The sequence below is a fragment of the Ekhidna sp. genome (assembly GCF_965247405.1).
Lineage (GTDB): Bacteria > Bacteroidota > Bacteroidia > Cytophagales > Cyclobacteriaceae > Ekhidna.
In genome coordinates, this window is sequence record NZ_OZ252014.1 from 3,593,765 (window position 1) to 3,618,305 (window position 24,541).

25 protein-coding genes are annotated in these 24,541 nt (G+C 41.0%); 20 read left to right on the forward strand and 5 right to left on the reverse strand.

Annotated features, from left to right (window positions below; all coding sequences use genetic code 11):
- The first annotated feature begins 94 nt into the window (after nt 1-94).
- Both ACP14Y_RS16585 and ACP14Y_RS16590 read left to right on the forward strand, forming a co-directional pair.
- Nucleotides 95-1,729 (forward strand): tetratricopeptide repeat protein, encoded by a 1,635-nt coding sequence (locus tag ACP14Y_RS16585; RefSeq protein WP_424964011.1) that lies wholly within the window; start codon nt 95-97, stop codon nt 1,727-1,729.
- Nucleotides 1,730-1,827: 98 nt separating this feature from the next.
- Nucleotides 1,828-3,594, forward strand: coding sequence for a hypothetical protein (locus ACP14Y_RS16590; RefSeq protein ID WP_424964012.1), 1,767 nt, complete (start codon nt 1,828-1,830; stop codon nt 3,592-3,594).
- 159 nt (nt 3,595-3,753) lie between these two features.
- Here ACP14Y_RS16590 and ACP14Y_RS16595 read toward each other — a convergent pair whose 3' ends face one another.
- Complete coding sequence (locus ACP14Y_RS16595; protein ID WP_424964013.1) at nt 3,754-4,941, reverse strand: T9SS type A sorting domain-containing protein; 1,188 nt, start codon at nt 4,939-4,941, stop codon at nt 3,754-3,756.
- Between the two features lie 186 nt (nt 4,942-5,127).
- Between ACP14Y_RS16595 and ACP14Y_RS16600 the strand changes: the two genes are divergently transcribed.
- The 12 genes from ACP14Y_RS16600 to ACP14Y_RS16655 all read left to right on the forward strand — a co-directional run bounded on the left by ACP14Y_RS16600 (nt 5,128) and on the right by ACP14Y_RS16655 (nt 17,774).
- Complete coding sequence (locus ACP14Y_RS16600) at nt 5,128-6,501, forward strand: cystathionine beta-synthase (RefSeq protein WP_424964014.1); 1,374 nt, start codon at nt 5,128-5,130, stop codon at nt 6,499-6,501.
- A 249-nt stretch (nt 6,502-6,750) separates the two neighbouring features.
- Complete coding sequence (gene murI / locus ACP14Y_RS16605) at nt 6,751-7,575, forward strand: glutamate racemase (protein WP_424964015.1); 825 nt, start codon at nt 6,751-6,753, stop codon at nt 7,573-7,575.
- Between the two features lie 9 nt (nt 7,576-7,584).
- On the forward strand, nt 7,585-8,073 hold the full coding sequence (locus ACP14Y_RS16610; protein WP_424964016.1) for a hypothetical protein: 489 nt from the start codon (nt 7,585-7,587) through the stop codon (nt 8,071-8,073).
- Nucleotides 8,074-8,120: 47 nt separating this feature from the next.
- A complete protein-coding gene (nuoH, locus tag ACP14Y_RS16615) occupies nt 8,121-9,095 on the forward strand; it encodes an NADH-quinone oxidoreductase subunit NuoH (RefSeq protein WP_424964017.1) in 975 nt (324 codons plus the stop codon).
- A 4-nt stretch (nt 9,096-9,099) separates the two neighbouring features.
- Nucleotides 9,100-9,750 carry a 4Fe-4S dicluster domain-containing protein gene (locus ACP14Y_RS16620; protein WP_424964018.1) on the forward strand — a complete coding sequence of 217 codons (651 nt, stop codon included), beginning with the start codon at nt 9,100-9,102 and terminating at the stop codon, nt 9,748-9,750.
- Nucleotides 9,750-10,241 carry an NADH-quinone oxidoreductase subunit J gene (locus ACP14Y_RS16625; RefSeq protein ID WP_424964019.1) on the forward strand — a complete coding sequence of 164 codons (492 nt, stop codon included), beginning with the start codon at nt 9,750-9,752 and terminating at the stop codon, nt 10,239-10,241. The genes ACP14Y_RS16620 and ACP14Y_RS16625 overlap by 1 nt, the downstream gene beginning before the upstream one ends.
- Nucleotides 10,234-10,545 carry an NADH-quinone oxidoreductase subunit NuoK gene (nuoK, locus tag ACP14Y_RS16630; RefSeq protein WP_424964020.1) on the forward strand — a complete coding sequence of 104 codons (312 nt, stop codon included), beginning with the start codon at nt 10,234-10,236 and terminating at the stop codon, nt 10,543-10,545. The genes ACP14Y_RS16625 and nuoK overlap by 8 nt, the downstream gene beginning before the upstream one ends.
- The gene (locus ACP14Y_RS16635) at nt 10,542-12,422 is read left to right on the forward strand and encodes an NADH-quinone oxidoreductase subunit L (protein ID WP_424964021.1); all 1,881 of its coding nucleotides are present in this window, start codon (nt 10,542-10,544) and stop codon (nt 12,420-12,422) included. Before nuoK ends, ACP14Y_RS16635 begins: the two co-directional genes overlap by 4 nt.
- A 6-nt stretch (nt 12,423-12,428) precedes the next feature.
- Nucleotides 12,429-14,012 (forward strand): complex I subunit 4 family protein, encoded by a 1,584-nt coding sequence (locus tag ACP14Y_RS16640; protein WP_424964022.1) that lies wholly within the window; start codon nt 12,429-12,431, stop codon nt 14,010-14,012.
- The gene (locus ACP14Y_RS16645) at nt 14,009-15,442 is read left to right on the forward strand and encodes an NADH-quinone oxidoreductase subunit N (protein ID WP_424964023.1); all 1,434 of its coding nucleotides are present in this window, start codon (nt 14,009-14,011) and stop codon (nt 15,440-15,442) included. Before ACP14Y_RS16640 ends, ACP14Y_RS16645 begins: the two co-directional genes overlap by 4 nt.
- Entirely contained in the window at nt 15,435-17,321 is a 1,887-nt protein-coding gene (locus tag ACP14Y_RS16650) for an amidophosphoribosyltransferase (protein WP_424964024.1), read from the forward strand. The genes ACP14Y_RS16645 and ACP14Y_RS16650 overlap by 8 nt, the downstream gene beginning before the upstream one ends.
- A gap of 36 nt (nt 17,322-17,357) precedes the next feature.
- The gene (locus ACP14Y_RS16655; protein WP_424964025.1) at nt 17,358-17,774 is read left to right on the forward strand and encodes an arsenate reductase family protein; all 417 of its coding nucleotides are present in this window, start codon (nt 17,358-17,360) and stop codon (nt 17,772-17,774) included.
- On the opposite strand, the gene ACP14Y_RS16660 is transcribed toward ACP14Y_RS16655, so the two are convergent.
- Genes ACP14Y_RS16660 through ACP14Y_RS16670 form a run of 3 tightly spaced genes read right to left on the reverse strand, consistent with a single transcriptional unit; the run spans nt 17,771 to nt 19,059 of the window.
- Nucleotides 17,771-18,295 (reverse strand): hypothetical protein, encoded by a 525-nt coding sequence (locus tag ACP14Y_RS16660; RefSeq protein WP_424964026.1) that lies wholly within the window; start codon nt 18,293-18,295, stop codon nt 17,771-17,773. The genes ACP14Y_RS16655 and ACP14Y_RS16660 overlap by 4 nt on opposite strands.
- 30 nt (nt 18,296-18,325) lie before the next feature.
- A complete protein-coding gene (locus tag ACP14Y_RS16665; RefSeq protein WP_424964027.1) occupies nt 18,326-18,652 on the reverse strand; it encodes a HesB/IscA family protein in 327 nt (108 codons plus the stop codon).
- Nucleotides 18,652-19,059: a hypothetical protein gene (locus tag ACP14Y_RS16670; RefSeq protein ID WP_424964028.1), complete on the reverse strand. Its 408-nt coding sequence runs from the start codon at nt 19,057-19,059 to the stop codon at nt 18,652-18,654. The genes ACP14Y_RS16665 and ACP14Y_RS16670 overlap by 1 nt, the downstream gene beginning before the upstream one ends.
- Before the next feature lie 80 nt (nt 19,060-19,139).
- On the opposite strand from ACP14Y_RS16670, the gene mce reads away from it, so the two are divergent.
- The 3 genes from mce to ACP14Y_RS16685 all read left to right on the forward strand — a co-directional run bounded on the left by mce (nt 19,140) and on the right by ACP14Y_RS16685 (nt 21,230).
- Nucleotides 19,140-19,541: a methylmalonyl-CoA epimerase gene (mce, locus tag ACP14Y_RS16675; protein WP_424964029.1), complete on the forward strand. Its 402-nt coding sequence runs from the start codon at nt 19,140-19,142 to the stop codon at nt 19,539-19,541.
- Between the two features lie 89 nt (nt 19,542-19,630).
- A complete protein-coding gene (gene thiL, locus ACP14Y_RS16680) occupies nt 19,631-20,662 on the forward strand; it encodes a thiamine-phosphate kinase (RefSeq protein ID WP_424964030.1) in 1,032 nt (343 codons plus the stop codon).
- 79 nt (nt 20,663-20,741) lie between these two features.
- Nucleotides 20,742-21,230 carry a hypothetical protein gene (locus ACP14Y_RS16685; RefSeq protein ID WP_424964031.1) on the forward strand — a complete coding sequence of 163 codons (489 nt, stop codon included), beginning with the start codon at nt 20,742-20,744 and terminating at the stop codon, nt 21,228-21,230.
- Nucleotides 21,231-21,526: 296 nt separating this feature from the next.
- Here the strand turns inward: ACP14Y_RS16685 and ACP14Y_RS16690 are convergent, their stop codons facing one another.
- Nucleotides 21,527-22,096 (reverse strand): YceI family protein, encoded by a 570-nt coding sequence (locus tag ACP14Y_RS16690; protein WP_424964032.1) that lies wholly within the window; start codon nt 22,094-22,096, stop codon nt 21,527-21,529.
- Nucleotides 22,097-22,210: 114 nt separating this feature from the next.
- On the opposite strand from ACP14Y_RS16690, the gene ACP14Y_RS16695 reads away from it, so the two are divergent.
- The 3 genes from ACP14Y_RS16695 (at nt 22,211) to ACP14Y_RS16705 (ending at nt 24,530) form a co-directional block, all read left to right on the forward strand.
- Nucleotides 22,211-22,774 carry a DUF3109 family protein gene (locus ACP14Y_RS16695; RefSeq protein WP_424964033.1) on the forward strand — a complete coding sequence of 188 codons (564 nt, stop codon included), beginning with the start codon at nt 22,211-22,213 and terminating at the stop codon, nt 22,772-22,774.
- A 101-nt stretch (nt 22,775-22,875) separates the two neighbouring features.
- Nucleotides 22,876-23,733, forward strand: coding sequence for a hypothetical protein (locus tag ACP14Y_RS16700; RefSeq protein WP_424964034.1), 858 nt, complete (start codon nt 22,876-22,878; stop codon nt 23,731-23,733).
- Entirely contained in the window at nt 23,730-24,530 is an 801-nt protein-coding gene (locus ACP14Y_RS16705; RefSeq protein WP_424964035.1) for a DUF3179 domain-containing (seleno)protein, read from the forward strand. Before ACP14Y_RS16700 ends, ACP14Y_RS16705 begins: the two co-directional genes overlap by 4 nt.
- Nucleotides 24,531-24,541: the final 11 nt, after the last annotated feature.

Below are 24,541 nucleotides of genomic sequence, written 5' to 3' on the forward strand. Positions count from 1 at the left end.
CTTCTTTTTGAGAGTATCTAATATAATCGAAAAGGTTAAACACTTAAGGTGGAAGATCGTATTAGAATATTCTACTTGTCACCGCAATCACTCAATGAAGTATTTATTTGTCATTTTTTTACTCTCTGTTTCAATTGGTTCTGCGCTATCTCAAAGAATTGATAGTTTAAAATATGAGTTGCTCAACCATCGCGTAGAAGATGAATTCAAAGTAGAAATATTGAATAACCTTGGCTTTGAGTATTGGATTATTGATCCGGTTCAGTCAATCATCTATGGGCAACAAGCAAAGGTGCTGGCTGAGATCTTAAATGATAGTTCAGGGTTGGCATTTGCAAATCGCGTGATTGGTGTGGCGCATTGGGCACGGGGTAGCTATGATCATGGTTTGAGGTTTTTGTTGGATGGATTAGCCATCTATGAGCAAGAGCGTGATTCTTTAGGCTGGGGTAATTGTCTAATGAATATTGGACTTATTTACGCTGACAGAAAGGATAATGAAGTAGCTACCAAGTATTATTTTGAGGCTTTAAAGATGTTCGAGGCGATTAATGCCGAAAATCGAAAAGCAACGACCTACACCAAACTTGCAACGGTTTTTATAGATGAGGGGAAACTCGAAGCTGCATATGACTTTTTAGATCGTTCAGGTACGATACATGTTAAAGCAAATTTCTTATATGGGCAGGCTGAAATTTTAAATCGGTATGGGATGCTGTATTCCAAAACCGGAAGTTATGATAGTGCGATCCATTACTTTGAAAAATCTATAGAAATAGGCAAGAAGATTAATGACATTGATGGAATCGCAAAGTCACATTCCGAGATGGCAGATGTTTATTTAAGAAAGGGCAGCATTGAAAAGGCAGAAGCCATATTGGTTAGAGGACTTGAGTATGCGAGGAAGACCAATTCACACAAGTGGCTAAAGGAAATCTATAAGGGACTTCATTTAACAGCCAGAAAAAAAGGAAATCTGAGCCGGTCAATTGATTATTATGACCGATACATACAGGAAAAGGATAGTATTCTGAATGAGCAGACTCTAAATAACATAACCCGGCTCGAAACAGAGCTGGCCATCACTGAACAAAAGCGACAAATTGAGGCCAAGGAAGGTGAAATTATTATCCTGGAGCAGGAGGCGGAAATCCAAAAAACACGGTTTATTATATTAGTCATCCTGGTGATCGCTATAGTAATTGTGGGTATTCTAATTGTTAGAAACCGACAACTTGCCGCTCAGAGAAAAGCGGAAAAAGCCGAAAAGGAAGCAGATCGAGTTAAGCACGAACTGGAGTTTAAAAACAGAGAACTGGTTTCTTATACCGTAAATTTTCTTCAAAAGAACCAGCTTTTTGAGGAGCTAACAGAACTGATAACCGATTTAAAAAAGCGTTCTCCCAATGACATGAGAAAGGATTTAATTTCGATGGAGCGAACGGTGAATAAACATTTGCAGGTAGATAAAGATTGGGAAGACTTTAAATTGAGATTTGAAAATCTGCACACTGGATTTTTTGATTCACTACTTGAGCATCAACCTTCTCTGACAGGCAATGATCTGAAATTATGTGCACTGATCAAGATGAATTTTTCTATCAAAGAAACTGCGGACATGATGGGCATTTCCACAGAAAGTGTCAAGACTGCCAGGTATCGGTTGAAAAAGAAACTAGAGCTTCCGACGGAAACAACAGTAAATGATTTTCTGGTCTCATTGGGGTAGTCAACCCATTGTCTACCTACCGTTCACTTTTGGTATACTATATTAAGGAAGTATTCACATTCTCTTTTTTGATTTTTGTTCTCTAAAATCAAAATAGAATGAGAAAATCAATCCATTTATCATCACCAAAGAGATTCGTGATGACCATTGGCATCCTGGTAGCCATCTTTCTACTGATGTCATCTTGCAAAAACAGGGAGAAAGCCTTCCAAGCGCCACTTTTCGAAAACATAGGTGATTACAGCATGTCTGTAACACACCGTTCAGAGGATGCAAAACAATTCTTTGATCAGGGAATGATCTTTACTTATGGGTTTAATCATGGTGAAGCGGCCAGGTCTTTTCGGGAGGCTATTCGTCTGGATAGTTCCTTTGCCATGGCTTATTGGGGACTTGCATACACCTTGGGGCCTAATTACAATGCCTCGCTTGACCCATCAAACAAGGAAGAGATTATTTGGGCTGTAGAGAAAGCGTCTAACCTGAAGAACACAGTTAAGGACTGGGAGAGGCTGTTGATCGAGGCATCTGAATCTAAGTATTCCTTTAAATCAGACGATGTTGACTTGGAAGCTTTTGCTGAGCGTATGCGGTTCGCTTTGGAAAAGAATCCATCGAATTCAGATGTTGGCACCTTTTATGCCGAGGCATTGATGCTTCAGCACCCATGGGATTTATACGATTATAAAGGAGGTCCAGCCAAAGAGTGGACTCCTGAGATTGTTGAAGTTCTGGAAAGCACCCTGCAATCCAACCCCGATCACCCACTCGCAAAGCATCTGTACATTCATGCAATGGAAGCCAGTGATAGGCCTCATGATGCAGCAGATGAGGCTAGGGCATTGCACAAAACCATCATTCCGGGAGCCGGCCATCTGGTGCACATGCCATCACACATCTATATAAATACGGGTGATTATCACATTGGAACTGAGGTAAATATTGATGCTGTACAAGCGGACAGTATTTACTCGGCTCAGTGCAAAGCTCAGGGAGCCTTTCCGCTTTACTACTATCACAACTATCATTTTCTGGCGGCCTGTGCAGCTTTGGAAGGGAGGGGTGCGCTTGCAATCGAGTCCTCATTCAAAATGACGAATACCATCGATAAGTCCCTGTTGGCTAAGCCAGGGTTTGAAACAACCCAGCATTTCATGACCGTGCCCTACAATGTGTTGGTGAAGTTTGCTCAATGGGAGAAAATTTTGGCATTGAGCAGGCCAGATGTGAAATACCCATACATGGTTGCATTATGGCATTATGCCCGAGGCATGGCATACGCTAATATGAAGCAGTTAACAAAAGCTCAGGAGGAACTTGATGCGCTGGATAGAGCACAAACGGGTGCTGGATTTGAAGACTTCCTGATCTTCGGAATTAATTCAGGGCAGATGGTTATTGATATTGCGATGAATGTTTTGGGAGCGGAAATAGCAAGGAAAACCAACGATGTTGCGAAAGCTGAAAAACTGCTAAAGCAGGCGGTAAATATTGAAGATCAAATGACCTACAATGAACCACCAGATTGGTTTTTTTCAGTAAGACACCTTTTAGGTGAGCTCTACATGGACATGGGAAAATTTGAATTGGCAGAAGAGGCTTACAGGTATGACCTGATCAACTTTCCGAAAAATGGATTCGCTTTAAATGGTTTGTATCACAGTCTGAAGGAGCAAGAGAGGTTAGAAGAAGCAGAGAAAGTAAAGACCCTTCGAAATAAAGCCTGGGGGTATGCAGATACGCTTTTAAAGTACTCGAGAGTAGATGAGAAAACCCGAACAAATCTTGTGGTGAAGATAGATTCTAAAAGTCCTTCGGAAATGGTTCGTTTTGCTTCGGTATACTGCGGAATTCTGCCAAAGTAGACCTTTTGTCTACCTGCTTTTATAGGTGCTGCAAGGTCAAAAACCAATATTTGCGCATCTTCTTATAATAAGTATTAGGTTCTTGATTAGTTAGAAGATGTTACTCTCTCTAAGGCGGAGTAACTTGGTGGTGAAGGGCACCTAAAGAGGTGCCCTTTCTTATTTAACCATTAATCGAGTTGAAAATTCATTCCCATCAGAAGTGGTTAGCCTTAACAGATAAAACCCCTTTGTCAGACCACTCAGGTCTACTAGATAGCTTAGCGGATTTTCCTGAATTGTATGCTGCGAAAGATTTTGCGACTCGCCTCCTGCAAGATTGTAGATCGTTATTTCCTGAACCTGAAAAGATTGTGTTGAACTCAAATTCACTTTTCCATTTTGAACCAATGTTGGGTAGGCCAGAATCTGAACTTGCTTTTTTTCAAGATTGGTTTCGACTCTTTTAACCTGGAAGTGCTCATACATACCATCAAAATCTACTTGCTTCAGTCTGTAATATTCAACTGGAGCAAGAACGAACTTATCGGTAAATGAATAAGTGATCTCTTGATTACTATCACCGTTTCCATTCACTTTCCCTATTTCGTAGTAGTTCACTCCATCTTCTGATCGCTCGATTGAAAAGTAATCGTTATTAATTTCAGTCGCAGTTGCCCAATTAATTTTAATTTCACTCTCAGCTATAGCATTGAAATAAAGCAAATCAACTGGTAATGGAGAATCTGAGCAAGTAGCATCACCACAATCTAATTCTGAGGGGGTAGTTCCACTTCCTTCTATATTTCCAGTGCTTACAGTATTGCCCGATCCATCAGAAGTTATTGTTCCGTCATTAACAATTTTATTTCCAGAATCTGTAGTTAAGCTGCTCCCATTTGTCATATCGATCTCACCACCACTTTCTATATTTATATCTCCACCAGTACTTTCAAATGAACTATTATTCATATTGGTAGATCCAGAACCCTTTACAACTAATGAACCATTTGATACAATTGATGTTCCATTTAAATTCATTATACCGTTATTTTCAATGTTTCCTGTTATAGTAACTGTACCACCATTTATTGTAAGTGAACAACCATCGCAAACGAAAATATTTCCTGAAAATGTCGCATTTCCCAAATTGAGGGTTAAATCCCCGTCTTTTACTTCAAGATTTCCAGCCGATGAAAAAGTTCCTAAAGTGGCTTCTCCACAATCACCATTGTCAATTAGAATACCATTTGAAACATTTCCATCTGCATTTCCACCCCCTCCGCAAAGGGGTATTGCTTGACTATATCCACAAAGGGAGAGGCCAAAAAACAAAATATACTTAGTAAAGTTTTTAATCAGATTCATATTCTTAGTGATTGACATAATACTCAATCAATTATTATCAATTGATTAATAAAGTAAATGTACGTAGTTGCTAGTGCAATTAGTTTCTCTAGCTTGGTTAATTAAAAGTTAAATTCGATAGAACACCATAAATAGGATGTTGAATAGGGTTTTTCTACCTTTGCGGCTTATCTCTTAGACTTAATAATGAAGTACCTAAATAATCTTACGGAGGGAATAGGAAATACCCCACTTTTAAAACTAAACAGTGTCAATAAAGGCATAAAAGGCACAGTCCTGGTGAAAGTTGAATATTTCAATCCAGGAAATTCCATAAAGGATCGAATTGCTCTGAAAATGATTGAGGATGCTGAAGAAAAAGGAATTCTCAAGCCTGGTGGAACCATTATCGAAGGAACTTCAGGAAATACAGGTATGGGGTTGGCATTAGTAGCTATCTCCAAAGGGTATAAATGCATTTTCACCCTGGCAGATAAACAAAGCAAGGAAAAAATGGATGTTCTTCGCGCGATGGGGGCTGAAGTAGTCGTGTGTCCAACGAATGTAGCACCAGACGATCCAAAATCATATTACTCGGTTGCTAAGCAACTGGAAAAAGATATCCCGAACTCTTTTTACCCAAATCAGTACGACCATCCGGCAAATGCGATCTCTCATTATGAAACAACCGGACCTGAAATCTGGCGAGATACTGATGGAAAAATCACTCACTATGCTGCAGGAATGGGGACCGGAGGAACGATCAGCGGTACGTCTAAATACCTCAAAGAACAAAATCCAAATGTGGTCACCATAGGTCTTGATTCATATGGCTCAGTATTTAAGAAATACAAGGAGACTGGGGAGTTTGATGAGAAAGAAATATATCCATACCTAACAGAAGGGATTGGTGAAGACATCCTCCCTAAAAATGTGGATTTTGATATGGTTGATTACATAGTAAAGGTGACTGACAAAGATGCGGCCATCATGACAAGAAGGTTAGCTAGAGAAGAGGGGCTTTTCGTTGGATGGTCATGTGGATCAGCTGTTCACGGTGCATTGGAGTATGCCAAGGAGAACCTTAAAGATGATGATGTAATGGTTGTCATTTTACCGGATCATGGTACCAGATACCTAGGTAAAGTTTATAACGACGATTGGATGAAAGATCATGGATTCTTGGAAGATAGAAAATTTGCAACCGCGAAGGATATCATCACGAATAAAAATGGGTCATCAGAATTGGTAACCATAGATCACTCAACCAAAGTAGGAGAGGCGATCAAATTGATGAATCAAAAAGGAATAGATCAGGCACCTGTTGTTAAAGGCAATGAATTTGTAGGTAGCGTATCAGATAGCTTGTTATTAAGAAGCCTGGTGGAAAATCCGGATCTGAAAGACAAGCCTGTCTCTGAAATAATGGAAGCTCCATTCCAGTTCATTTCGTCATTGGAACCAATCGATGTGATGTCATCCATGCTGAGCAAAGAAAAGAAGGCATTAATGATCAGGGATGAGTCTAATAAGGTTCATATTATTACTCAGAGTGATCTTTTGGTAGCCATGACGAATTAATTAAATTTGACTAGCACAATTTAAATTTTAACTCTTTACTTGCAATCCCGACGGTATCGTCGGGATTTTTTTATGTGTGAGCGGATTTGAAAGTATTCCCCCTTTGAAGGGGGGAAGGTTGATATAGCGGTCGGAGAGGGATGTCTTAATGGATTCCCAAGTCTCGTTCGTTCCTCACTCGAAAGGGAATAGCGATTGGCTGTCTAAGTGTTCTGTTCTTCACATATTTGCCAATTGAGAAATTAATTAATGAAATCAAACCAACCAATCGGAATCTTTGATAGTGGCATTGGAGGCCTAACAGTGGCACGTGCTGTAAAGAAAGTGTTGCCTGGTGAGTCCATTGTTTACTTTGGAGACACGGCCCACCTTCCTTACGGAGACAAGTCCACAGCAGCTATTCAGGCCTATTCGGTTCGCATCGCAGAAATGCTTTTGAAGCAAAAATGCAAGGTGATTCTGATTGCATGTAATTCAGCTTCCTCTGCAGCGTATGATCTGGTAACAGAGTATGTGGGCAGGAAGGCGAAGGTTTTTGATGTGATTAACCCTACAGTAGATTTCATACGGGAAAACTACCAGGACGAGAAAGTAGGACTAATCGGAACTAAACAAACGGTATCTGCAGGCGTGTATGCCAGGAAAATTGAGCAGCTGAAACAAAACATTCAGTTTACTTCTTTAGCCACACCACTACTTGTTCCAATGATTGAAGAGGGTATTTACGACGATGAAATAAGCAGAAATATCATTGGAAAATACCTCAACGATCCTTTATTGGAAGGCATCAGATCGTTGATTCTTGGATGTACACATTATCCTATCATCAAAGAAGAGATTAGAACACATTACACACAGCAAAACAAAGAAATCGAGATTATAGATTCTGCAGAGACGGTAGCGTTAGCACTTAAGTCTTTTCTGGAATATCATCAGTTGATCAGTAAAGAATCAGCGGGTTCAGATCAGTTTTTGGTATCAGATTTTACTGAGTCTTTTGAACATACCACGAAAACATTTTTTGGTAAAGAAGTACACCTCGAACAAATCCCAATTTGGGACGAATTGGTTTAGATTTACAGTATGAACAGACTATGTATTCTTTCTATAGCGATTCTTTTATCCGCCTGTGCTGTAAATAAAAGCACTAAAACCATGCATCCGTACGAGGGAGATATGGTTGGATGTGGAGACTTTATCGTTTATAAGCTGACCAATGATAATCAGGAATATGTTTCTGTTGTAGTGGATATGTCAGCTATTGAGTTGGAAGATTTGCAAGCTTACGCCATAGGAAAAGCGGATGTAGTAAATGTGACAAGAAAACAATTTGATGGGCCCATTCACTCGGCGCTTTGCAACGATGTGATGGGAGAAAGACCCGAGGAACTGCTTTCTGAAATCGCATCAAGTGGAATAGTTGAATTGCGTGTGAATGAGACGCAGCGTAAGAATAAAGAGAAAGGAGAACCTTATACAGTAACATTGGTTCTCAAAAAGGTGGTTTTTGAAACCATGAGTATTGATTACCTCCGACTGGAGGATGTCAATGTTGGTTGGCTGCCAGGATAAACTTTATAAAATGTTTTCTTAGAAGGCCCTTCGGGGTAAATTCGAGTGTGATTTCATTCGCCATCTATTTGGGTTTCCTTTTAATCTTTGTCGTGTTTGCTGTGTATGCAGAGCGGAAGACTGCTGCATTCATCCAAAACAGACTGGGGCCCATGGAGGTAGGTCCAAAAGGGATACTTCAGACTATTGCAGACCTACTGAAAATGTTGCAAAAAGAGGACATTCGTGCGAATGCAATAGATATCATTCCCTTTCTGTTTGCACCGTTTATTGTATTTGCAGCAGTATTTACAGGTTTTTCAGTACTCCCTCTAAATTCAACCATTGATGGCTCGGGTGTTTCCAGCGGTGTTTTCTTTTTGCTTGCTATTGTGTCATTAGACGTTCTGGGAGTATTGATGGCAGGATGGGCTTCAAATAATAAATACAGCTTATATGGAGCGATGCGATCAGTGGCGCAAATCGTTTCTTATGAAGTACCTTTAGGACTCAGTGTTTTATGTGTAATTATCCTCACCGGAACGCTGAACCTTCAAACCATGAGTTTTTTGCAGGAGGGAGGTTTGCCGGGATGGAACATTATCCAATACCCGATATTGATTATTCCTTTCATCATTTTCTTCATAGCTGGCCTTGCAGAATCCAACCGTACACCATTTGATTTGCCGGAATCAGAATCAGAGCTAATAGGCGGATATCATACAGAATATTCCGGATTTCGGTGGGGGATATTCATGCTTTCCGAATACGGTATGATGCTGCTCTTGTCTATTCTGGCTGCAATCCTGTTTTTTGGTGGATGGAATTCGCCATTTCCCAATATGTTAGTCGGACCTATTTGGGGTACGTTTTGGTTGTTGTTCAAAGCCTTGCTTTTGATCTTTGTGCAAATGTGGGTACGTTGGACGTTACCCCGGCTTAGGGTTGATCAGCTTATGAGTTTATCATGGAAGTATCTAACCCCGTTGGCCATTGTTATGTTGTTTGTCTGTGCATTATGGAAACTTTGGATAATTGGCTGATTTAGTGAGTTATTTAGGAAACATAGCGACCGGATTTAAGACCACCTGGAAGGGAATGATGCTGTCCATCAAGTACTTTTTTCAGGCTCGTTACGCCAGGAAAAAAGAATGGGTAGGAGAGGAAAACTATTTTGAAAAAGCTAATGGAACCTTCACGGTTCAGTATCCTCATGAAGAAATACCCATCCCGGATAATGGCAGGTATCAGCTTCATAATGAAATAGATGACTGTATTGTATGTGATAAATGCGCCAAAATCTGTCCGGTGGACTGCATTGATATTGAACCAGTAAGATCGCCTGAGGTTTTTGGTCAGACATCTGATGGTACTCCGCTGAGAATCCATGCAGCCAAGTTTGATATCGATATGTCTAAATGTTGCTTTTGTGGATTATGCACGGTGGTTTGCCCTACGGAGTGTCTCACAATGACCAAAGAATTTGATTTTAGCACGACCGACATTCTGGATCATAATTTTTCGTTCAGCAAAATGACTGGTCAGGAGATTGCAGAGAAAAAGAAAGAATTTGAAGATTATCAGGCACAGAAAACGAAGGCAAAGCCTGAGCTGCCGGCTCAAAATAAAGAGGCAGATGTGATGAAGAAGCCAACGGCAAAACCTGTTTTTAAACCCCGAATTCCTAAAAAGAAATAATGATTGTTGCCATTCAGATTTTTATGGGGTTGTTAGTCCTGGCAGGGGTGCTGATCATTCTGTTTACCAGGAACATTGTTCATGCTGCATATGCACTGTGCCTGGCACTTATTGCAATTGCTGGAGTCTATGTTGTTTTGATAGCAGAGCTTTTGGCAGTCGTTCAGATCATGCTTTATGCTGGCGGAGTTGTGATTCTATTGGCTTTCGGAGTGATGATGACGAATCGTCTACGTGGAGAGAAAGTATTGTCTGGTTCCAATAACCAATTTATAGGAGGTGTTTTGTCATTAGGGTTATTTGCCGGTCTTTCCTATCTCATTTCAACAGCATCATTCGGAACGAAACCTGTAAAAGATCAAGATCAGATTGAATCGATCGGGGTTTCATTTCTTACTGATCATATTGTCGCATTTGAATTGGTCGCTTTTATTTTATTGGTTGCTCTGGTAGGGGCGGCTTATCTGGCTAAAAATGCAGCCAATGAGTGAGCAGGTGTTAACATATTACTTATACCTTGCTGCTTTTCTATTTTCAGCAGGTACATATGTGGTGCTGACGAAACGAAGTGCCATATTCGTACTCATAGGGGTCGAACTAATGCTCAATGCTGCGAATATTGTGTTAGCTGCATTTTCCCAATTTGATCCGCAAATGAAAGGACAGGTGGTGGCTATTTTTGCTGTCGTACTCACTGTCTGTGAGGTATCGATTGCCCTTGCTATACTGCTTAATATCTACAGAAAGACTAAGGTTTCAAACCTGGACGAACTTACCAAGCTGGGAAATCCGTGAACCTAACGATAGCAACGATATTGGTCCTATTTATGCCACTACTTGGTGGGTTGCTTGCATTCGTTGTAAAACGTTCATCTTATGCAATCACGGGAATATGTGTCGGGTTTATTGCTTCTTTATTTATTGCGATATCCAATGTAGAATTTATCTGGCTAATGGAGTGGCTACCCGGGTATGAACTATCAGTCCGGATTGATAACGCCTCCTCTATTCTCATCTCACTTGTTCTGTTAGTCTCGCTACTGGTGCACATTTTTTCTCTGGAATACATGCGTGAAGATGAAGGGAAGCTCAGGTATTTTGCGAAGCTGGGTTTTTTTACTTTCTCAATGGTTGGTTTACTGATGGCTGATCATCTGATTCTACTTTTTGTTTTTTGGGAATTGGTAGGGCTTGCCTCTTACCTCCTAATTGGATTTTGGTACCAGAAGGAGGATGTTCCACCTTCTGCTCGGTTGGCATTTATGGTGAACCGTATAGCAGATGTTGCCCTGCTTGCCGGTATTTTGATACTTAATGCACAGGGTACAATCCAAATTAGGGAGATGAACACCTCGTGGATGTTCGTTCCATCTATTCTTGTAGCCATTGGTGCATTTGGAAAATCAGCACAACTACCATTTTCTGGTTGGTTGACGAAAGCGATGGTGGGTCCCACACCTGTTTCAGCCTTAATCCATGCAGCAACGATGGTAGCTGCTGGTGTTTATTTATTGTTTAGGGTCGCTCCGTTTCTCCATCCTGATGCATTGGTTGCTATTGCCCTAATTGGAGCGGTAACTGCTTTTTATGGTGGAATTTGTGCGTTATTCCAGCATGATATCAAAAAAGTACTGGCCTATTCAACCATCTCACAACTGGGTTATATGGTTTTGGGGATAGGCGTTGGTGGTGCCAGCGCATCGATTTTTCATTTGTTCACCCACGCTTTTTTCAAGGCGGGACTTTTTTTAGGTGCTGGGGCAATCATCCACTTCATGCATAAGGTTTCTACTGAAGATGCGCAAGATATGCGCAACATGGGTGGCTTAAGAAATCAACTTCCCTGGACTTTTCGCACATTTCTGATTTGCTCTCTTGCTTTAGCAGGATTACCGTTCTTCAGTGGGTTTATGTCTAAGGAGGCCATTATTCTTTCTGCGTGGAGCTGGGCCGATCAATTGGGCACCTGGGCATACATTATTCCTGACTTTGCATTAATTACCGCTTTTCTCACAGCGCTTTACGTGGGACGCATGGTTTTATTGGTATTCTATGGTACCGGTAGGATTGAATTCAAAAGCTCTTATGCAGAAAATAAAGCGCTGAAGATACCTCTGACAGTTCTGGCGTTGGGGGCTCTTTGGATTGCTTACGATTGGAATCCGCTGGCTCATATAAGTTGGTTGAATTCATTTTGGGTGGCTGATGGATATTCAAATGGAAGTAGCCTGATTGTTACTTTTTTGTCGATCTTTCTTGTAGCTGCCGGACTACTATTATCCTACGGATTGTTTAAACCGGGCGCTGCATATGCGAATAGCTATCGTGATGTTGCTGGTCGATTTAACTCTGCACTAAATGGATTTTATGTGGTTTGGCTTTATGATCAAATTGGGACGGGATTATCTTTTGTGGCTAAACAGCTTTATACTTTGGACGAAAAAGTGATTGATGGAGTGATCCATTTACTGGGAGTAAGCACGGTTGTGTTTTCCAAAACCATCGCTTTGATTGATCGCTTTGCAGTGGATGGTCCTGTTAATGGAGTGGCTCATTTATCCGGGTTCATAGGGAAAAGATTTGCAGCAATTAACTCCCGGGATACCCAAACCCAGCTGGCATGGCTGCTAGTTGGTGTAATTTTAATTTTATCTTGGATTCTGTTTTTTTAACACAGCATGCAAAATACCCTAACCTACATTTTTCTATTCCCACTGCTCATTGCAGTGTTAATGCTATTCATCCCATCACAGCGATGGAGATTGTTTAGGAGGTTGTCTTTTGCCGCTATCTCCATTCAGTTGATTTTGTCAGTTTTATTGGCTTTAAGTTTTGAAAAAGAATTAAACGCTGAAAGTTGGGCGGGGGTGTTCCAGTTTGTAGAGCAGGTCAATTGGATCAATATGGACCTGGGCTCAGTAGGCTCCATACAAATCCAGTACCTCTTAGGGGTAGATGGTATCAGTATGCCACTGCTTGTGCTTTCATCTTTTATCCTTTTGATTGGGGTGATTTCGTCATGGAACATTCAAGAGAAGGCGAAAGGATATTTTATTCTCTACCTGATTCTAAGCTCTAGTATTGTCGGATGCTTTATAGCGTTAGATTTCTTCTTGTTCTACCTCTGCTTTGAGTTTATGCTTCTGCCCATGTTTTTCCTTATTGGGATATGGGGAGGTGCAAGAAGGTCGTATGCATCAATCAAATTTTTTCTTTACACCCTATTAGGCTCGTTGTTCATTCTGGTAGTTATGATCGGGCTGTACCTGAGTGTCGTGGATGGCGATGTAAACACATTCAGTTTAGTAAAAATGATGGATGGTGCGTATGAATCAGGATCCCTTCTGGATCCGTCATCTCCAGAGTTGATCTTTGGATACTCAGCCAGAGTCCTGGCATTCATTTTTCTCATCATTGGGTTTGGAATCAAGCTACCAGCCGTGCCGGTACACACCTGGCTGCCAGATGCACACGTCGAGGCACCCACACCTATATCGGTCGTACTTGCCGGGCTTTTGTTGAAGGTTGGAGCATATGGGTTACTAAGAATCGCTTATGGCATTTTCCCTGACATAGCGGTCGAACATGCCGGATTTGTTGCGGTTCTTGGTGTGCTATCCATTATTTATGGTGGAATGAACGCACTGGCACAAAGAGATTTGAAGCGGATGGTGGCCTATTCCTCCGTTTCCCACATGGGTTTTGTGTTGGTCGGGTTGGCTTCACTGACTTCAGTCGGATTTTCAGGATCATTGTTTCACATGGTTTCCCATGGATTGATCTCTCCTGCATTATTCTTAATAGCCGGAGTGATCTATGATCGAACAGGAAACAGACAAATGGAGAATTTCAGTGGCCTGGCTTCCAAAATGCCGGTTTACACTTTCTTCATGGCGATCTTCTTTTTTGCGGGACTTGGGCTACCCGGACTATCGGGATTTGTTGGGGAACTGATGGTGTTGATGGGAGCTTTTGGGAGTTCGAAATTCTCATTATGGATCGGCATTCTTGCAACCTCTGGCATTGCTATTTCAGCAGCCTATTTTCTTTGGACCATTCAGCGCATGTTTTATGGAAAATACTTTGTGAGGGAATCGTCTTGGGAGCCAAACATGTTGGATTTAACAGCCAGGGAGAAATTGATGCTAATCCCGTTGACAGTTTTGGTTATTGTGTTAGGGGTTTACCCACGTTTGATGCTGGACTACTCCAATGAAACCATCGAATTTTTCATTCAGCAGATTAGCCGTTTTAATCCATGAATCTAAATGATCAACTAAATGGGATACTGAACGACCTCCAGGGTGTATGGACGGAATCGATCCTGATTGTTGGGGCGATATTCATTCTTATTGTCGGTCTCCTTGATTCAAATAAATGGTTATTGAAAAGCTGTTTTCTGGGCGTTTTACTTCTTGCAGCCTATTATAACTCCCTCAATGAGTCGACCGGGCTACTCATTGAGAAGAGCCTTTACATCAAGCCATCAGCATTGCAGTTTGGATCACTGTTCATATGGGTTGGAATATTACTTCTCAGCTATCAGCGATCGGCTAAACACCTGGTAGAATTCTGTTTTTTTATTCTGGCTCTTTTGGCCGGTAGCTTGTTTATGATGAAAGCCAATAGCTTATTGATCGTGTACCTTTCAATTGAGCTGGCATCATTTGCTTCCTATATCCTCACCAACTTCTCATTCAAAAAATCGGGCTTTGAAGCTGGAATCAAGTACTTGCTATTTGGTGCAATAAGTTCTGCTTTTATGCTTTTCGGTATAGGAATTATTTATGGGACCACCGGTACGTTTTTCATCTCAGATTGGAGTATTACTACATTTCAGGATTTTTTCTCACAGACGGGGTTTGTTTTTCTTCTATTGGGCATCTTCTTCAAGATATCTCTTGTGCCGTCGCATATTTGGGTACCGTCAACTTATCAGGCAGCACCTGCTGATGCCACAGCATTCATGTCAATCGTGCCTAAACTGGCTGGTTTGGTCCTGCTCAAAAATCTTTTTGACGCAAACCTATTCGTGGCAGATCATTGGATCTATGCGTTGATTTTGATGTTGGGGATTCTAACGATACTATTTGGGACGCTAGGGGCACTTCGGCAGCAAAATGCACGAAGGATGATCAGTTTTGGTGCCATCGCTCATTCGGGGTTTCTTCTCCCTTTTGCAATGCTAGCTACTGACTTATCATCGATTGGTTTCTGGTATTATGCCGTAGTGTATGCGTTCATGAATCTTGCTGTATTTTATCTGCTCGATGTTTATGAAAAGAAAGGAATTCATGAAGTATCTGATTATGTACGAACAAAGCATGCTACATGGTTAGGAGCTGCCTTTACCTTGATTTTAATTTCTCTTGTTGGGATACCACCTCTTGCCGGGTTTACGGCTAAATTTTTCCTTTTCACCACCCTGTGGGAGGGGTATGAAAGCCTGTCCATTAGTTATTGGCTATGGTATTTGATTATTGCTGTAATGGCTACAGTGGCTTCCTTGTTCTTTTATCTACAGATTCCGAGACAGATCTTTCTGGGTCAGTCGGAGGACACTCAGTCTATCAAATTCAAATTCTCAACGAAAATTTTGGCAACTCTTTTCTGTATTGTGTTGTTATTGTTGTTCTTTGCACCTCAGCTGGTAATGGAAGCGAAACAATTGCTTAACAACGTCCATGAGTGACCCAATAAAACACGAATGTGGCATAGCCCACCTCCGCCTCAGGAAACCCTTACAATACTACATTGACAAATACGGCACGCCTGCGTATGCAGCCAAAAAGATGTATCTGCTAATGAAAAAGCAGAGTAATCGGGGACAGGATGGCGTTGGAATAGCAAGTATTAAAATTGATTTACCACCGGGGCTAAGGTACATTTCACGATATCGGACGATTAATTCCAACCCCATTGAGGAGATCTTTGGAAAGATTAGTAAGAAATACCTGAAGGCAAAGAAAGATCCGACCGGGGATGAAACGAACGCACAATGGCTCAAAGAAAATTATGCGTTTACCGGGGAATCATGGCTGGGTCACCTGAGATACGGGACACACGGGAAAAACAGCATCGAAAATTGCCACCCGTTTTTAAGACAAAATAACTGGAGAAGCCGTAACCTGGTTATGGCAGGTAACTTCAATATGACCAACGTTGAGGAACTGTTTAATATACTGGTTGGCCTGGGGCAGTTCCCTAAAGATAAGGTGGATACAGTGACGGTAATGGAAAAAATCGGTCACTTTCTGGATGAAGAAAACCAACGCATTTTCGATAAATACAAAGATGATCTCTCTAACGAAGAAATCACTTACAAGATAGAAGAGGAGATAGACTTGCAGCGTGTGCTACACCGCTCTTGTCGGGATTTTGATGGTGGATATGCGATGGCAGGGATCATCGGATATGGCGCCTCGTTCGTAGCAAGAGATCCGGCAGGTATCCGTCCGGCATACTACTATGCAGATGATGAAGTGATAGTAGTTACCTCTGAGAAGCAAGCCATTAAAACTGCTTTTGGTTGTGAGTATTCGGAAATTCAGGAAATTAAACCAGGAAATGCGCTCATCATTTCCAAAGATGGTGATTATGAGCAAAAACAGTTTATTGAGCCAATAGAACGAAAGTCGTGCTCATTTGAGCGAATCTACTTCTCCAGAGGAACGGATCCGGATATCTATCAGGAAAGAAAAAAACTTGGAGAGCTTCTGGTGCCTCAGGTACTAAAGTCCATCAATTTTGATTTGAAAAACACGGTATTTTCATATATTCCAAACACGGCGGAGACATCCTTCTTGGGTCTGATGAGAGGAATGGAGCAATACCTTATTGCCAAGCGAATGGAGGTAATCCTTGATGGAAAGCCATCGGCAGATTCCATTGAGGAGATGCTCAACTTCCAACCGCGTGTAGAGAAGCTGGTATTGAAAGATGCAAAGCTGAGAACATTTATTACAGATGATAAGGGAAGAGACGAGCTGGTATCACATGTGTATGATACTACCTATGAGGTGATAAATAAGCATACAGATACGTTGGTAGTCATAGATGATAGTATAGTGAGAGGGACAACCCTTGAAAAGAGCATACTTACCCTACTCGACCGATTAGAACCAAAGAAAATTGTCATCGTTTCTTCAGCTCCTCAGATTAGATTTCCTGACTGCTATGGAATAGATATGAGTAAGATGAGGGAGTTTCTTGCCTTCAGAGCCGTGCTCGGACTGTTAAAAGATCATGACAAGGAGGAGCTTTTGGATATCGTATTTGATAAATGTCTGGCCAGCCAATCTGATCCTAATCCTGTTAATCATGTAAATGAACTTTATCATCAATTTACAGATGAACAGATTTCTCAGAAGATCACTGAGATTGTACAACCGGAAGGAATGAAAGCGGAAGTGGAAGTCGTGTATCAAACGGTAGAAAACTTACATAAGGCATGCCCAAATCACCTGGGGGATTGGTACTTTACAGGTGACTACCCAACCCCGGGAGGCAATCGGGTAGTGAACAAGTCCTTCATCAATTTCATGAAAGGAATCGAGGTTCGCGCCTACTAGCGAAACAATTTTGACCTCAAATCACTTTATAGTGGTATGAAGGTAAGTGAAAAAGAGATTCTGTTTATATACGATTCTTCGGATATTCAACAACGTGAAGGACTGGCTTACGCTAAATCTTTGAGGCATTTCGAAGTAAAAGAAATCGATATTCGAAAAGATAAACTAACACAGCTACAGCTTAGTAACCTCGCTACACGACTAAATGTATCCAATAAAGCGCTGATGCGAACGGATAATGAGTCCCACTTTGGTGATGTAATGGACTTAGATGAACATGATTTCCTGGATTATTTGTCGGCCAATCTCTACATGCTGAAAACACCAATTGCTGTGTATCATGACCATGCAAAATTTATTGGATCCCAATATGAGATAATTAAGAAGGATAGCATCAATAGTACATCTAATGTACAAACCTCCCGTACAATGAAGCAGCGGGAGGAGGGTTAATTTAACCTGGTTGGTTCATTGGCTGTGCCTCTTGCACTCCATTTCTCACCATATATTGATTCGTAGATTACCTCTACTTCGATAGAATCAGTTTGAGCAAACCACTTTCTTAAGATGGGAGCATTGACAGTGTCTTTGGAAACTCCTACTAATTCGATCTGTTCACCAGCCGGAATAAGTCTACCTGCTTTTATGTTAGAATAATGGATGTTTGTAATAGAATCTTTTGGCTTAATCACTCTATATGTGAAGGTGGCAGGATCATCCCGATATGCTGAATCGCCATAATGGATTTTTACTTCCTTTATAAAAGCAGGACCAATCCCATTATTCATTAGTAAAAGCAGGTAAGTTTCTCCATCTTTTCCAGGATTTGAATTCCACATCTCCAGGTAAGGGAGAACAGATGCATACTGTTGTTTGCGTATTAGGTTTGTTTGATAGACGATAGTGAACAGTGTACCAAGTGATGCGATAATGGCAACAATACTTAACCATCTGTCGGATGTCCATTTTTTCATGCAGCTAAAATAGCCACATCCTGGAATATGTTAAACCGAAAAACTCTCCCCACAACCACAGGTTCGGGAGGCGTTGGGATTCACAAACTGAAATCCTTTACCATTCAGACCGTCAGAAAAATCGAGTGTGGTGCCCAGTAAATAAAGCAGGCTCTTCTTGTCTACCAGGATTTTAACCCCTTTGTCTTCAAATACCTCGTCTGCTTCCTGAATTTCAGGGTCGAACGAAAGGTCATACATCAGTCCGGAGCATCCGCCACCTTTTACAGAAACACGGATGTTGTGCTCCAATGATTTACCCTCTTTTCCCAGTAAGGTCACAATCTCTTCTCTCGCTTTGTCAGTCACATTTATCATCAGGCCACAGGGTTTAATACAATACTGAAAACGGTAATATTATTCATGTCTCTGCCATAGTAAAGCTTATCCATGGCATCATACATGTTTTTCGCTCGGAAATAAGAAGTCTGTAGTTCGTTCATGCCTTTTGTCATCCATTGAATGGTAAAAGAACTTTCCTTGTCTTTATGTGTACGAACGTAATCAAGCATCTTATGCAAGACATCTGTCTTATCAAAGCCGGTGATCGACTTAAACAGAAATGATTGATTGTGTCGTGGGTTGATGGTGATCAAATCCAGTTTGACCTTACCCTCTGCATTCGAAAATTCGAAAATCACCTCATCACTCCTCAATCCGAGGAAGTTCTTTATCTCGTTTTGAATCTTTGCAGATTCTACGTGTATGTCTGATCTCAACTCCATTTCCTTTAATTAATCGGTAAACTTTTCAGATCGACTGAAAGTTCCTGCATTTTTGCAAACTTACTTAATTGATCTAGTTTATGTGGAAAAACGTCGAGCATATTGGCATAGCAGTCAAAGACTTAAGCAATTCAAACAAGCTGTTTGAAACACTTTTTAATAGGCCATCCTATAAAGAAGAGGAGGTTGAGTCGGAGCAGGTGACAACATCATTCTTTCAACTAGGAGAAACCAAAATAGAATTGCTGGAAGGAGGAAGTGATAGTGCTATTGCCAAATTCATTGAAAAGAAGGGTGAGGGTATTCATCACATTGCGTTTGAAGTTGAAGACATTCATGCAGAAATGGATCGACTGAGAAAGGAAGGGTTTCAGATATTGAATGAGGAACCGAAGCGAGGAGCGGATAATAAGCTGGTATGCTTTGTTCATCCGAAAACGGCTAATGGCGTGCTGGTAGAGCTTTGCCAGGAGATACGATAATAAAATTTTAACTGTCATGCTGACGAAGGAAGCATCTCATTTAAAAAGAAGATCCTTCGCTGAGTTCAGGATGACATCAATATGAGATAATGAGCGACGAAAAAAGAACAGAAATAGGTGAGATTGGCGAGTTTGGTCTAATCGACCGAATAGCCGAAAAGTTTGAGCCGAAAAACAAAAAAACAGTCAAAGGGATCGGTGATGATACAGCCGTCTTTGATTTGGGTGATAAGTATCTTCTTACTACTACTGATATGTTACTGGAAGGCGTTCACTTTGATTTATCATACATGCCCTTGCCGCACCTTGGCTACAAAGCAGTGGCAGTGAATATATCTGATATTGCAGCGATGAACGGCACTCCAACGCAAATCACAATCAACCTAGGACTCAGCAATCGTTTCTCAGTAGAGGCCGTAGAGGCGATCTATGAAGGGGTGAAAGCAGCCTGTGACGAATATAACGTGGACTTGGTTGGCGGTGATACAACGTCTTCTGCATCCGGACTAGTGATTTCTGTAACTGCTATCGGTGAGGTGCAGCGAGACAACATTGTTTACAGGAATGGAGCAATGGAAAATGACATCCTGTGTGTGACCGGGGATTTGGGAGGTGCATTCGTTGGTTTGCAGGTATTGGAAAGAGAAAAGCAGGAATATCTGGCTAACCCGGATATGCAGCCACAACTGACGAAATATGAGTATGTGGTAGGTAGGCAGCTACGACCGAAAGCTCGAATGGATATCGTTCATGAGTTTAAAGACCTGGGTATCCGGCCTACGTCTATGATTGATGTATCTGACGGACTGGCATCAGAAGCTTTTCACTTGTGTAAGCAATCTGGTCTGGGAGTGGCGATCTATGAAGATAAACTTCCAATTGAAAAGGAAGCCTTTGAAACTGCGGCAGAATTCAGTATTGATCCAAATTCCTGTGCAATGAATGGGGGAGAGGATTATGAGCTTCTTTTCACGATTGGTCAGGATGATTTTGAAAAGATCAAAAATCACGCGGATATCCATACCATTGGGTATATGCAGGCCAAGTCTAAAGGCAAAACATTTGTTACCAGAAGCCAGAATGTGGTAGAACTACAGGCGCAGGGCTGGAAGCATTTCTAAATAAATACCCCCAAATAGGTATTGCCATTGATGTCTCAATCATGGATTTTGCGCTTGAATCAATTTTAAAATTTAAGTGATGAAAAAACTCTATGTAATTTTTTTAGCTGCGATTGTGGCAGCATGTGGCAGTGATGATGGCGATACCGATCCTTTTTCTGATGTTCCTTCTGGAGAAATCGTGTCTGTTGATGAACGGGATTTTGTGCTTACAGGTGAAGATGCTTCTGGAAGAACAGCACAAACCTATAAGTGGTGGAAGCAGAATGTGAGTAAAATTGATTTTAGCTCAGAAGAGTGTGGGGATGATGAAGATCTATCACAAACCGACGTTTATTATGCATTTACCTCTTCTGGTAATATACGGGTAAGACAGGGAGCTTCAGGCGATGGATATATAGCCAGAACCTGGGCATGGTCTTCTTCAGCTAAAAATGCAATTAATATAGATGGTGAGACGAGTGTTGATTTTGAGTTACGTGCTCTGAACAATACAGAACTTATTTATGCTTCGTATCAGTCTGCTCAAGGTTGCTCATTGGTTACCTGGGAGCGATTTGTTCAGTAATTAATCATTTTGGGAATGCTGAGCTTTTCGAATGAAAAGCTCGCATTTTTTTCTGCTACCTTGCACTAGCAATACCTTACCTCTATAAACCATCCAATCTTTCTTCTGTACGTCATAGGTTAGCCTTAGTGGATACAGCTTTAGGCGGTCATTAAAATTCATTGATGGTTAATGATTATCGGCCGCAAAAGTCATTACACATCAATTAAAAATCTTGCACAAATAGTTACCATTTATGCAAAAAAAAAGGCCGCCCGATTGCTCGGAACGGCCCATCACCTAATCACTAACTACTATCACTTACTCGCTACTAAGCTTACACTTAAATCGAAATTGTCATAAATTGTTTTGTCACCCAGGTTGTCAAAGAAACTTCCTGATCCATATCGAACGTCAAATTTTGATCGGTCGATGGTGATATCCGCTGATGCAGTGATCTTACCATCCTGTTCGTTTACATCTGCAGAAAACTGAATCTCCTCGGTGTTTTCCTTTATCGTGATGTTACCAATAATTTTGTATTTTCCTGGTCCCTGTGGTACCGCCTTTGTGATGACGAAAGTGGCCGTTGGGTATTTTTCTACACCAAAGAAATCACTGGACTTAAGGTGTCCTTCTAATTTCCCTTTCATTTCACCACTCAAATCTCTGTTTTCGATGGTGGCCATGTCGATGGTGAATATTCCACCTACTAATAATCCTTCTTCCATCTCCAATCTTCCGCCTTTCAGCGTGATCACTCCATTATGCTGACCGGTTACTTTTCTCCCAGTCCACTCCACGGCGCTTTCCTCTATGTTTACGTTATACTTTTCTTTTGCCTCACTACTTAGTAATGCAGCTAGAATGATAAATGTTTTAATCATGGTTTTTTGTGTTAAGTCTTCGTTTTTTTGAATAAATGTATGTACATATAATGTACAAGCGTATAACGATCGAAGTTCAAAATTGTTCCATAATTTTGAAGAAAATTTGAAAATATGATTGAGGTAGGAAATACGCTGGTTTCAGATGATGTGATAGACGAGCAGTTTGTGTGTGATTTGACGAAATGTAAAGGAGCCTGCTGTGTAGAGGGAGACCTGGGAGCTCCATTGCTAAAGGAGGAATTGCCTGAGATTGAAAAGGTGATCGAACTGGTAAAGCCCTATCTGACTAAAGAAGCTATTGAGGTATTGGAAAAGGAGGGAGGCTATCTTCTGGATGAGGATGGCGATTATTCCACTACAACAATCAATGGAAAAGAATGTGCCTTTGCTTTTTATGATGAAAAAGGGATATTGAAATGCAGCATCGAACAGGCACATAAAGAGGGCAAAACGGACTGGAAGAAACCCATCTCCTGTCACTTGTACCCGATACGTGTAGCGAAGCTACCCGATTTTGAAGCACTCAACTATGATCGCTGGCAAATCTGCGCACCGGCCTGTGATCTGGGCAAGGAGCTTAAAGTCCCTGTCTACAAATTCCTTAAAGATGCTCTGATCCGAAAGTATGGAGAAAGCTGGTATGCGGAGTTGGAGGAGAAGGTGGGGAATCAATAGTACAATATCTACCTCTCCCGCAAAGGTTTTTTTTAGTATTGTCAAGACCTTGACATGGAAGTTATGTTCATTTCAGGATATTTACTTGTTGAAACGAACGCATGAAATCACTAGTAACCTTTTTTATTGCTATCTGCATGGTTTGGGGAAGTTATGCTAGCTGGCCTCAGCCAAAAAGAGGATTCTACTTCAAACTCAATCAATGGTGGGTTGTCTATGATCAGTTTTATTCTGAAACAGGACACATTTTTGATTCACGCACCAGGAGTATTGGGAATACGAGTATTTATGCAGAATACGGATTTACAGATCGTCTTACCGGAATAGTTTACTTTCCATTTTTTAGTAAACACACCTTGTTTGAGCAAAAGAATGCAACCAATGGGAATGTTATAGAAGAGGGAGATAAGGTAAGTGGTGTTGGTGATTCAGAGATTACCTTAAAATATGCATTGCTGACTGATAATCCTATAATTATAACGACCTCTTTGGTTCTTGGTCTGCCATTAGGACAGTCTGATGGAGGGTACGATGGATCACTCCAGACAGGAGATGGAGAGTTCAATCAGATGCTGAGATTGGACGTGGGAGGATCAATGAAGATTGGTAAGCATTACCCTTATTTCTTAGCTTTTGGAGCGTATAATAATCGCTCAAGTGGCTTCTCAGATGAATTTCGTTATGGTTTGGAAGCAGGTATTAGTCTAGGTATACTAACTCCTCTGATAAGGTTTATGAGTGTGCAATCCCTATATAATGGCTCTCTAAATGAGTCATTGTTTGGAACCTATTTGTCAGGAAACAATTACGAGTCCACCATCATTTCTCCAGAATTAATTATCAATTTCACTGATAAATGGGGACTTGCCCTTAATTATACAAAGCCACTTTCAGGTCAGCTATCATTAGCATCAGCCTCATTTGCGGTAGGAATTTTTCTGGATATGGATTCGTTATGAGAAATAAATTATTGAATACCATGCCTATTTATAAATTCACCAGCGTATTGTTCATTTTTCTGCTAATTGCATGTGAAGGCACTGACTTGGTATCTATAGAAGAGGAACCCAGCATCGAGGAATGCAGCTCGGGTATAATTGCAACTGGAAAATATTATCAAAAGGATGATAAACAGTTTTTGTATGGAGGAGAGGATTCTACTACACATTTTAATATTACTGATTGGGAATTGAATCCCTGCTATCTTGGAAACGGGGCTGGTCGAGAAAGCTTTCCGGCGTTAATCAAGCCAGAATACGTTCCATTAGAGGAGGTAAAAGACCGATATCCTGATAGTATGGATGCACTTATTTTGCAAGCTTCACCATACGTTAAAGTATATCCGTTTAGGATTTTACGGAGGCATGAGCTAATTAATGATGTTGTTAATGGGGTTCCTGTAATGGCCGTCTATTGCTACTTGGCGGATCTTGTGGCTGTATATGAAAGAACCTATTGCAATGATGTATTGACTTTTGGGGTTAGTGGGTTCACTTACAAAGACCCCAACGCATTTGATGGATTGGAAAGCTTCATTTTATGGGATAGGAACTCAGAAAGTCTTTGGTGGCCCATTAATGATGAAGGAGTATCAGGAATGTATAAAGACTCACGTTTAAAAAAATACGATTTTCGGCTATGGGGACGTACCACCATGGAAGAAGTTAAGAATACTTATCCTGATGCCGTGGTTATTGCAGAAGGTCAGACAGTGGACTTGCCTGTCTCCGTTTTCCATTCGGAAGGCTGTAATTGAAGAAGAACGTG

Bases quoted from the DNA above. Each gene is read 5' to 3' on its own strand.
- ACP14Y_RS16585 (WP_424964011.1), top strand. From the start codon at position 95: ATGAAGTATTTATTTGTCATTTTTTTACTCTCTGTTTCAATTGGTTCT.
- ACP14Y_RS16610 (WP_424964016.1), top strand. From the start codon at position 7,585: ATGAACAGACTATGTATTCTTTCTATAGCGATTCTTTTATCCGCCTGT.
- ACP14Y_RS16625 (WP_424964019.1), top strand. From the start codon at position 9,750: ATGATTGTTGCCATTCAGATTTTTATGGGGTTGTTAGTCCTGGCAGGG.
- ACP14Y_RS16690 (WP_424964032.1), bottom strand. From the start codon at position 22,096: ATGATTAAAACATTTATCATTCTAGCTGCATTACTAAGTAGTGAGGCA.
- ACP14Y_RS16700 (WP_424964034.1), top strand. From the start codon at position 22,876: ATGAAATCACTAGTAACCTTTTTTATTGCTATCTGCATGGTTTGGGGA.
- murI (WP_424964015.1), top strand. From the start codon at position 6,751: ATGAAATCAAACCAACCAATCGGAATCTTTGATAGTGGCATTGGAGGC.
- thiL (WP_424964030.1), top strand. From the start codon at position 19,631: ATGAGCGACGAAAAAAGAACAGAAATAGGTGAGATTGGCGAGTTTGGT.
- nuoK (WP_424964020.1), top strand. From the start codon at position 10,234: ATGAGTGAGCAGGTGTTAACATATTACTTATACCTTGCTGCTTTTCTA.
- ACP14Y_RS16595 (WP_424964013.1), bottom strand. From the start codon at position 4,941: ATGAATCTGATTAAAAACTTTACTAAGTATATTTTGTTTTTTGGCCTC.
- ACP14Y_RS16600 (WP_424964014.1), top strand. From the start codon at position 5,128: ATGAAGTACCTAAATAATCTTACGGAGGGAATAGGAAATACCCCACTT.
- mce (WP_424964029.1), top strand. From the start codon at position 19,140: ATGTGGAAAAACGTCGAGCATATTGGCATAGCAGTCAAAGACTTAAGC.
- ACP14Y_RS16650 (WP_424964024.1), top strand. From the start codon at position 15,435: ATGAGTGACCCAATAAAACACGAATGTGGCATAGCCCACCTCCGCCTC.
- ACP14Y_RS16660 (WP_424964026.1), bottom strand. From the start codon at position 18,295: ATGAAAAAATGGACATCCGACAGATGGTTAAGTATTGTTGCCATTATC.
- ACP14Y_RS16695 (WP_424964033.1), top strand. From the start codon at position 22,211: ATGATTGAGGTAGGAAATACGCTGGTTTCAGATGATGTGATAGACGAG.
- ACP14Y_RS16645 (WP_424964023.1), top strand. From the start codon at position 14,009: ATGAATCTAAATGATCAACTAAATGGGATACTGAACGACCTCCAGGGT.
- ACP14Y_RS16665 (WP_424964027.1), bottom strand. From the start codon at position 18,652: ATGATAAATGTGACTGACAAAGCGAGAGAAGAGATTGTGACCTTACTG.
- ACP14Y_RS16705 (WP_424964035.1), top strand. From the start codon at position 23,730: ATGAGAAATAAATTATTGAATACCATGCCTATTTATAAATTCACCAGC.
- ACP14Y_RS16655 (WP_424964025.1), top strand. From the start codon at position 17,358: ATGAAGGTAAGTGAAAAAGAGATTCTGTTTATATACGATTCTTCGGAT.
- ACP14Y_RS16590 (WP_424964012.1), top strand. From the start codon at position 1,828: ATGAGAAAATCAATCCATTTATCATCACCAAAGAGATTCGTGATGACC.
- ACP14Y_RS16670 (WP_424964028.1), bottom strand. From the start codon at position 19,059: ATGGAGTTGAGATCAGACATACACGTAGAATCTGCAAAGATTCAAAAC.
- ACP14Y_RS16640 (WP_424964022.1), top strand. From the start codon at position 12,429: ATGCAAAATACCCTAACCTACATTTTTCTATTCCCACTGCTCATTGCA.
- ACP14Y_RS16685 (WP_424964031.1), top strand. From the start codon at position 20,742: ATGAAAAAACTCTATGTAATTTTTTTAGCTGCGATTGTGGCAGCATGT.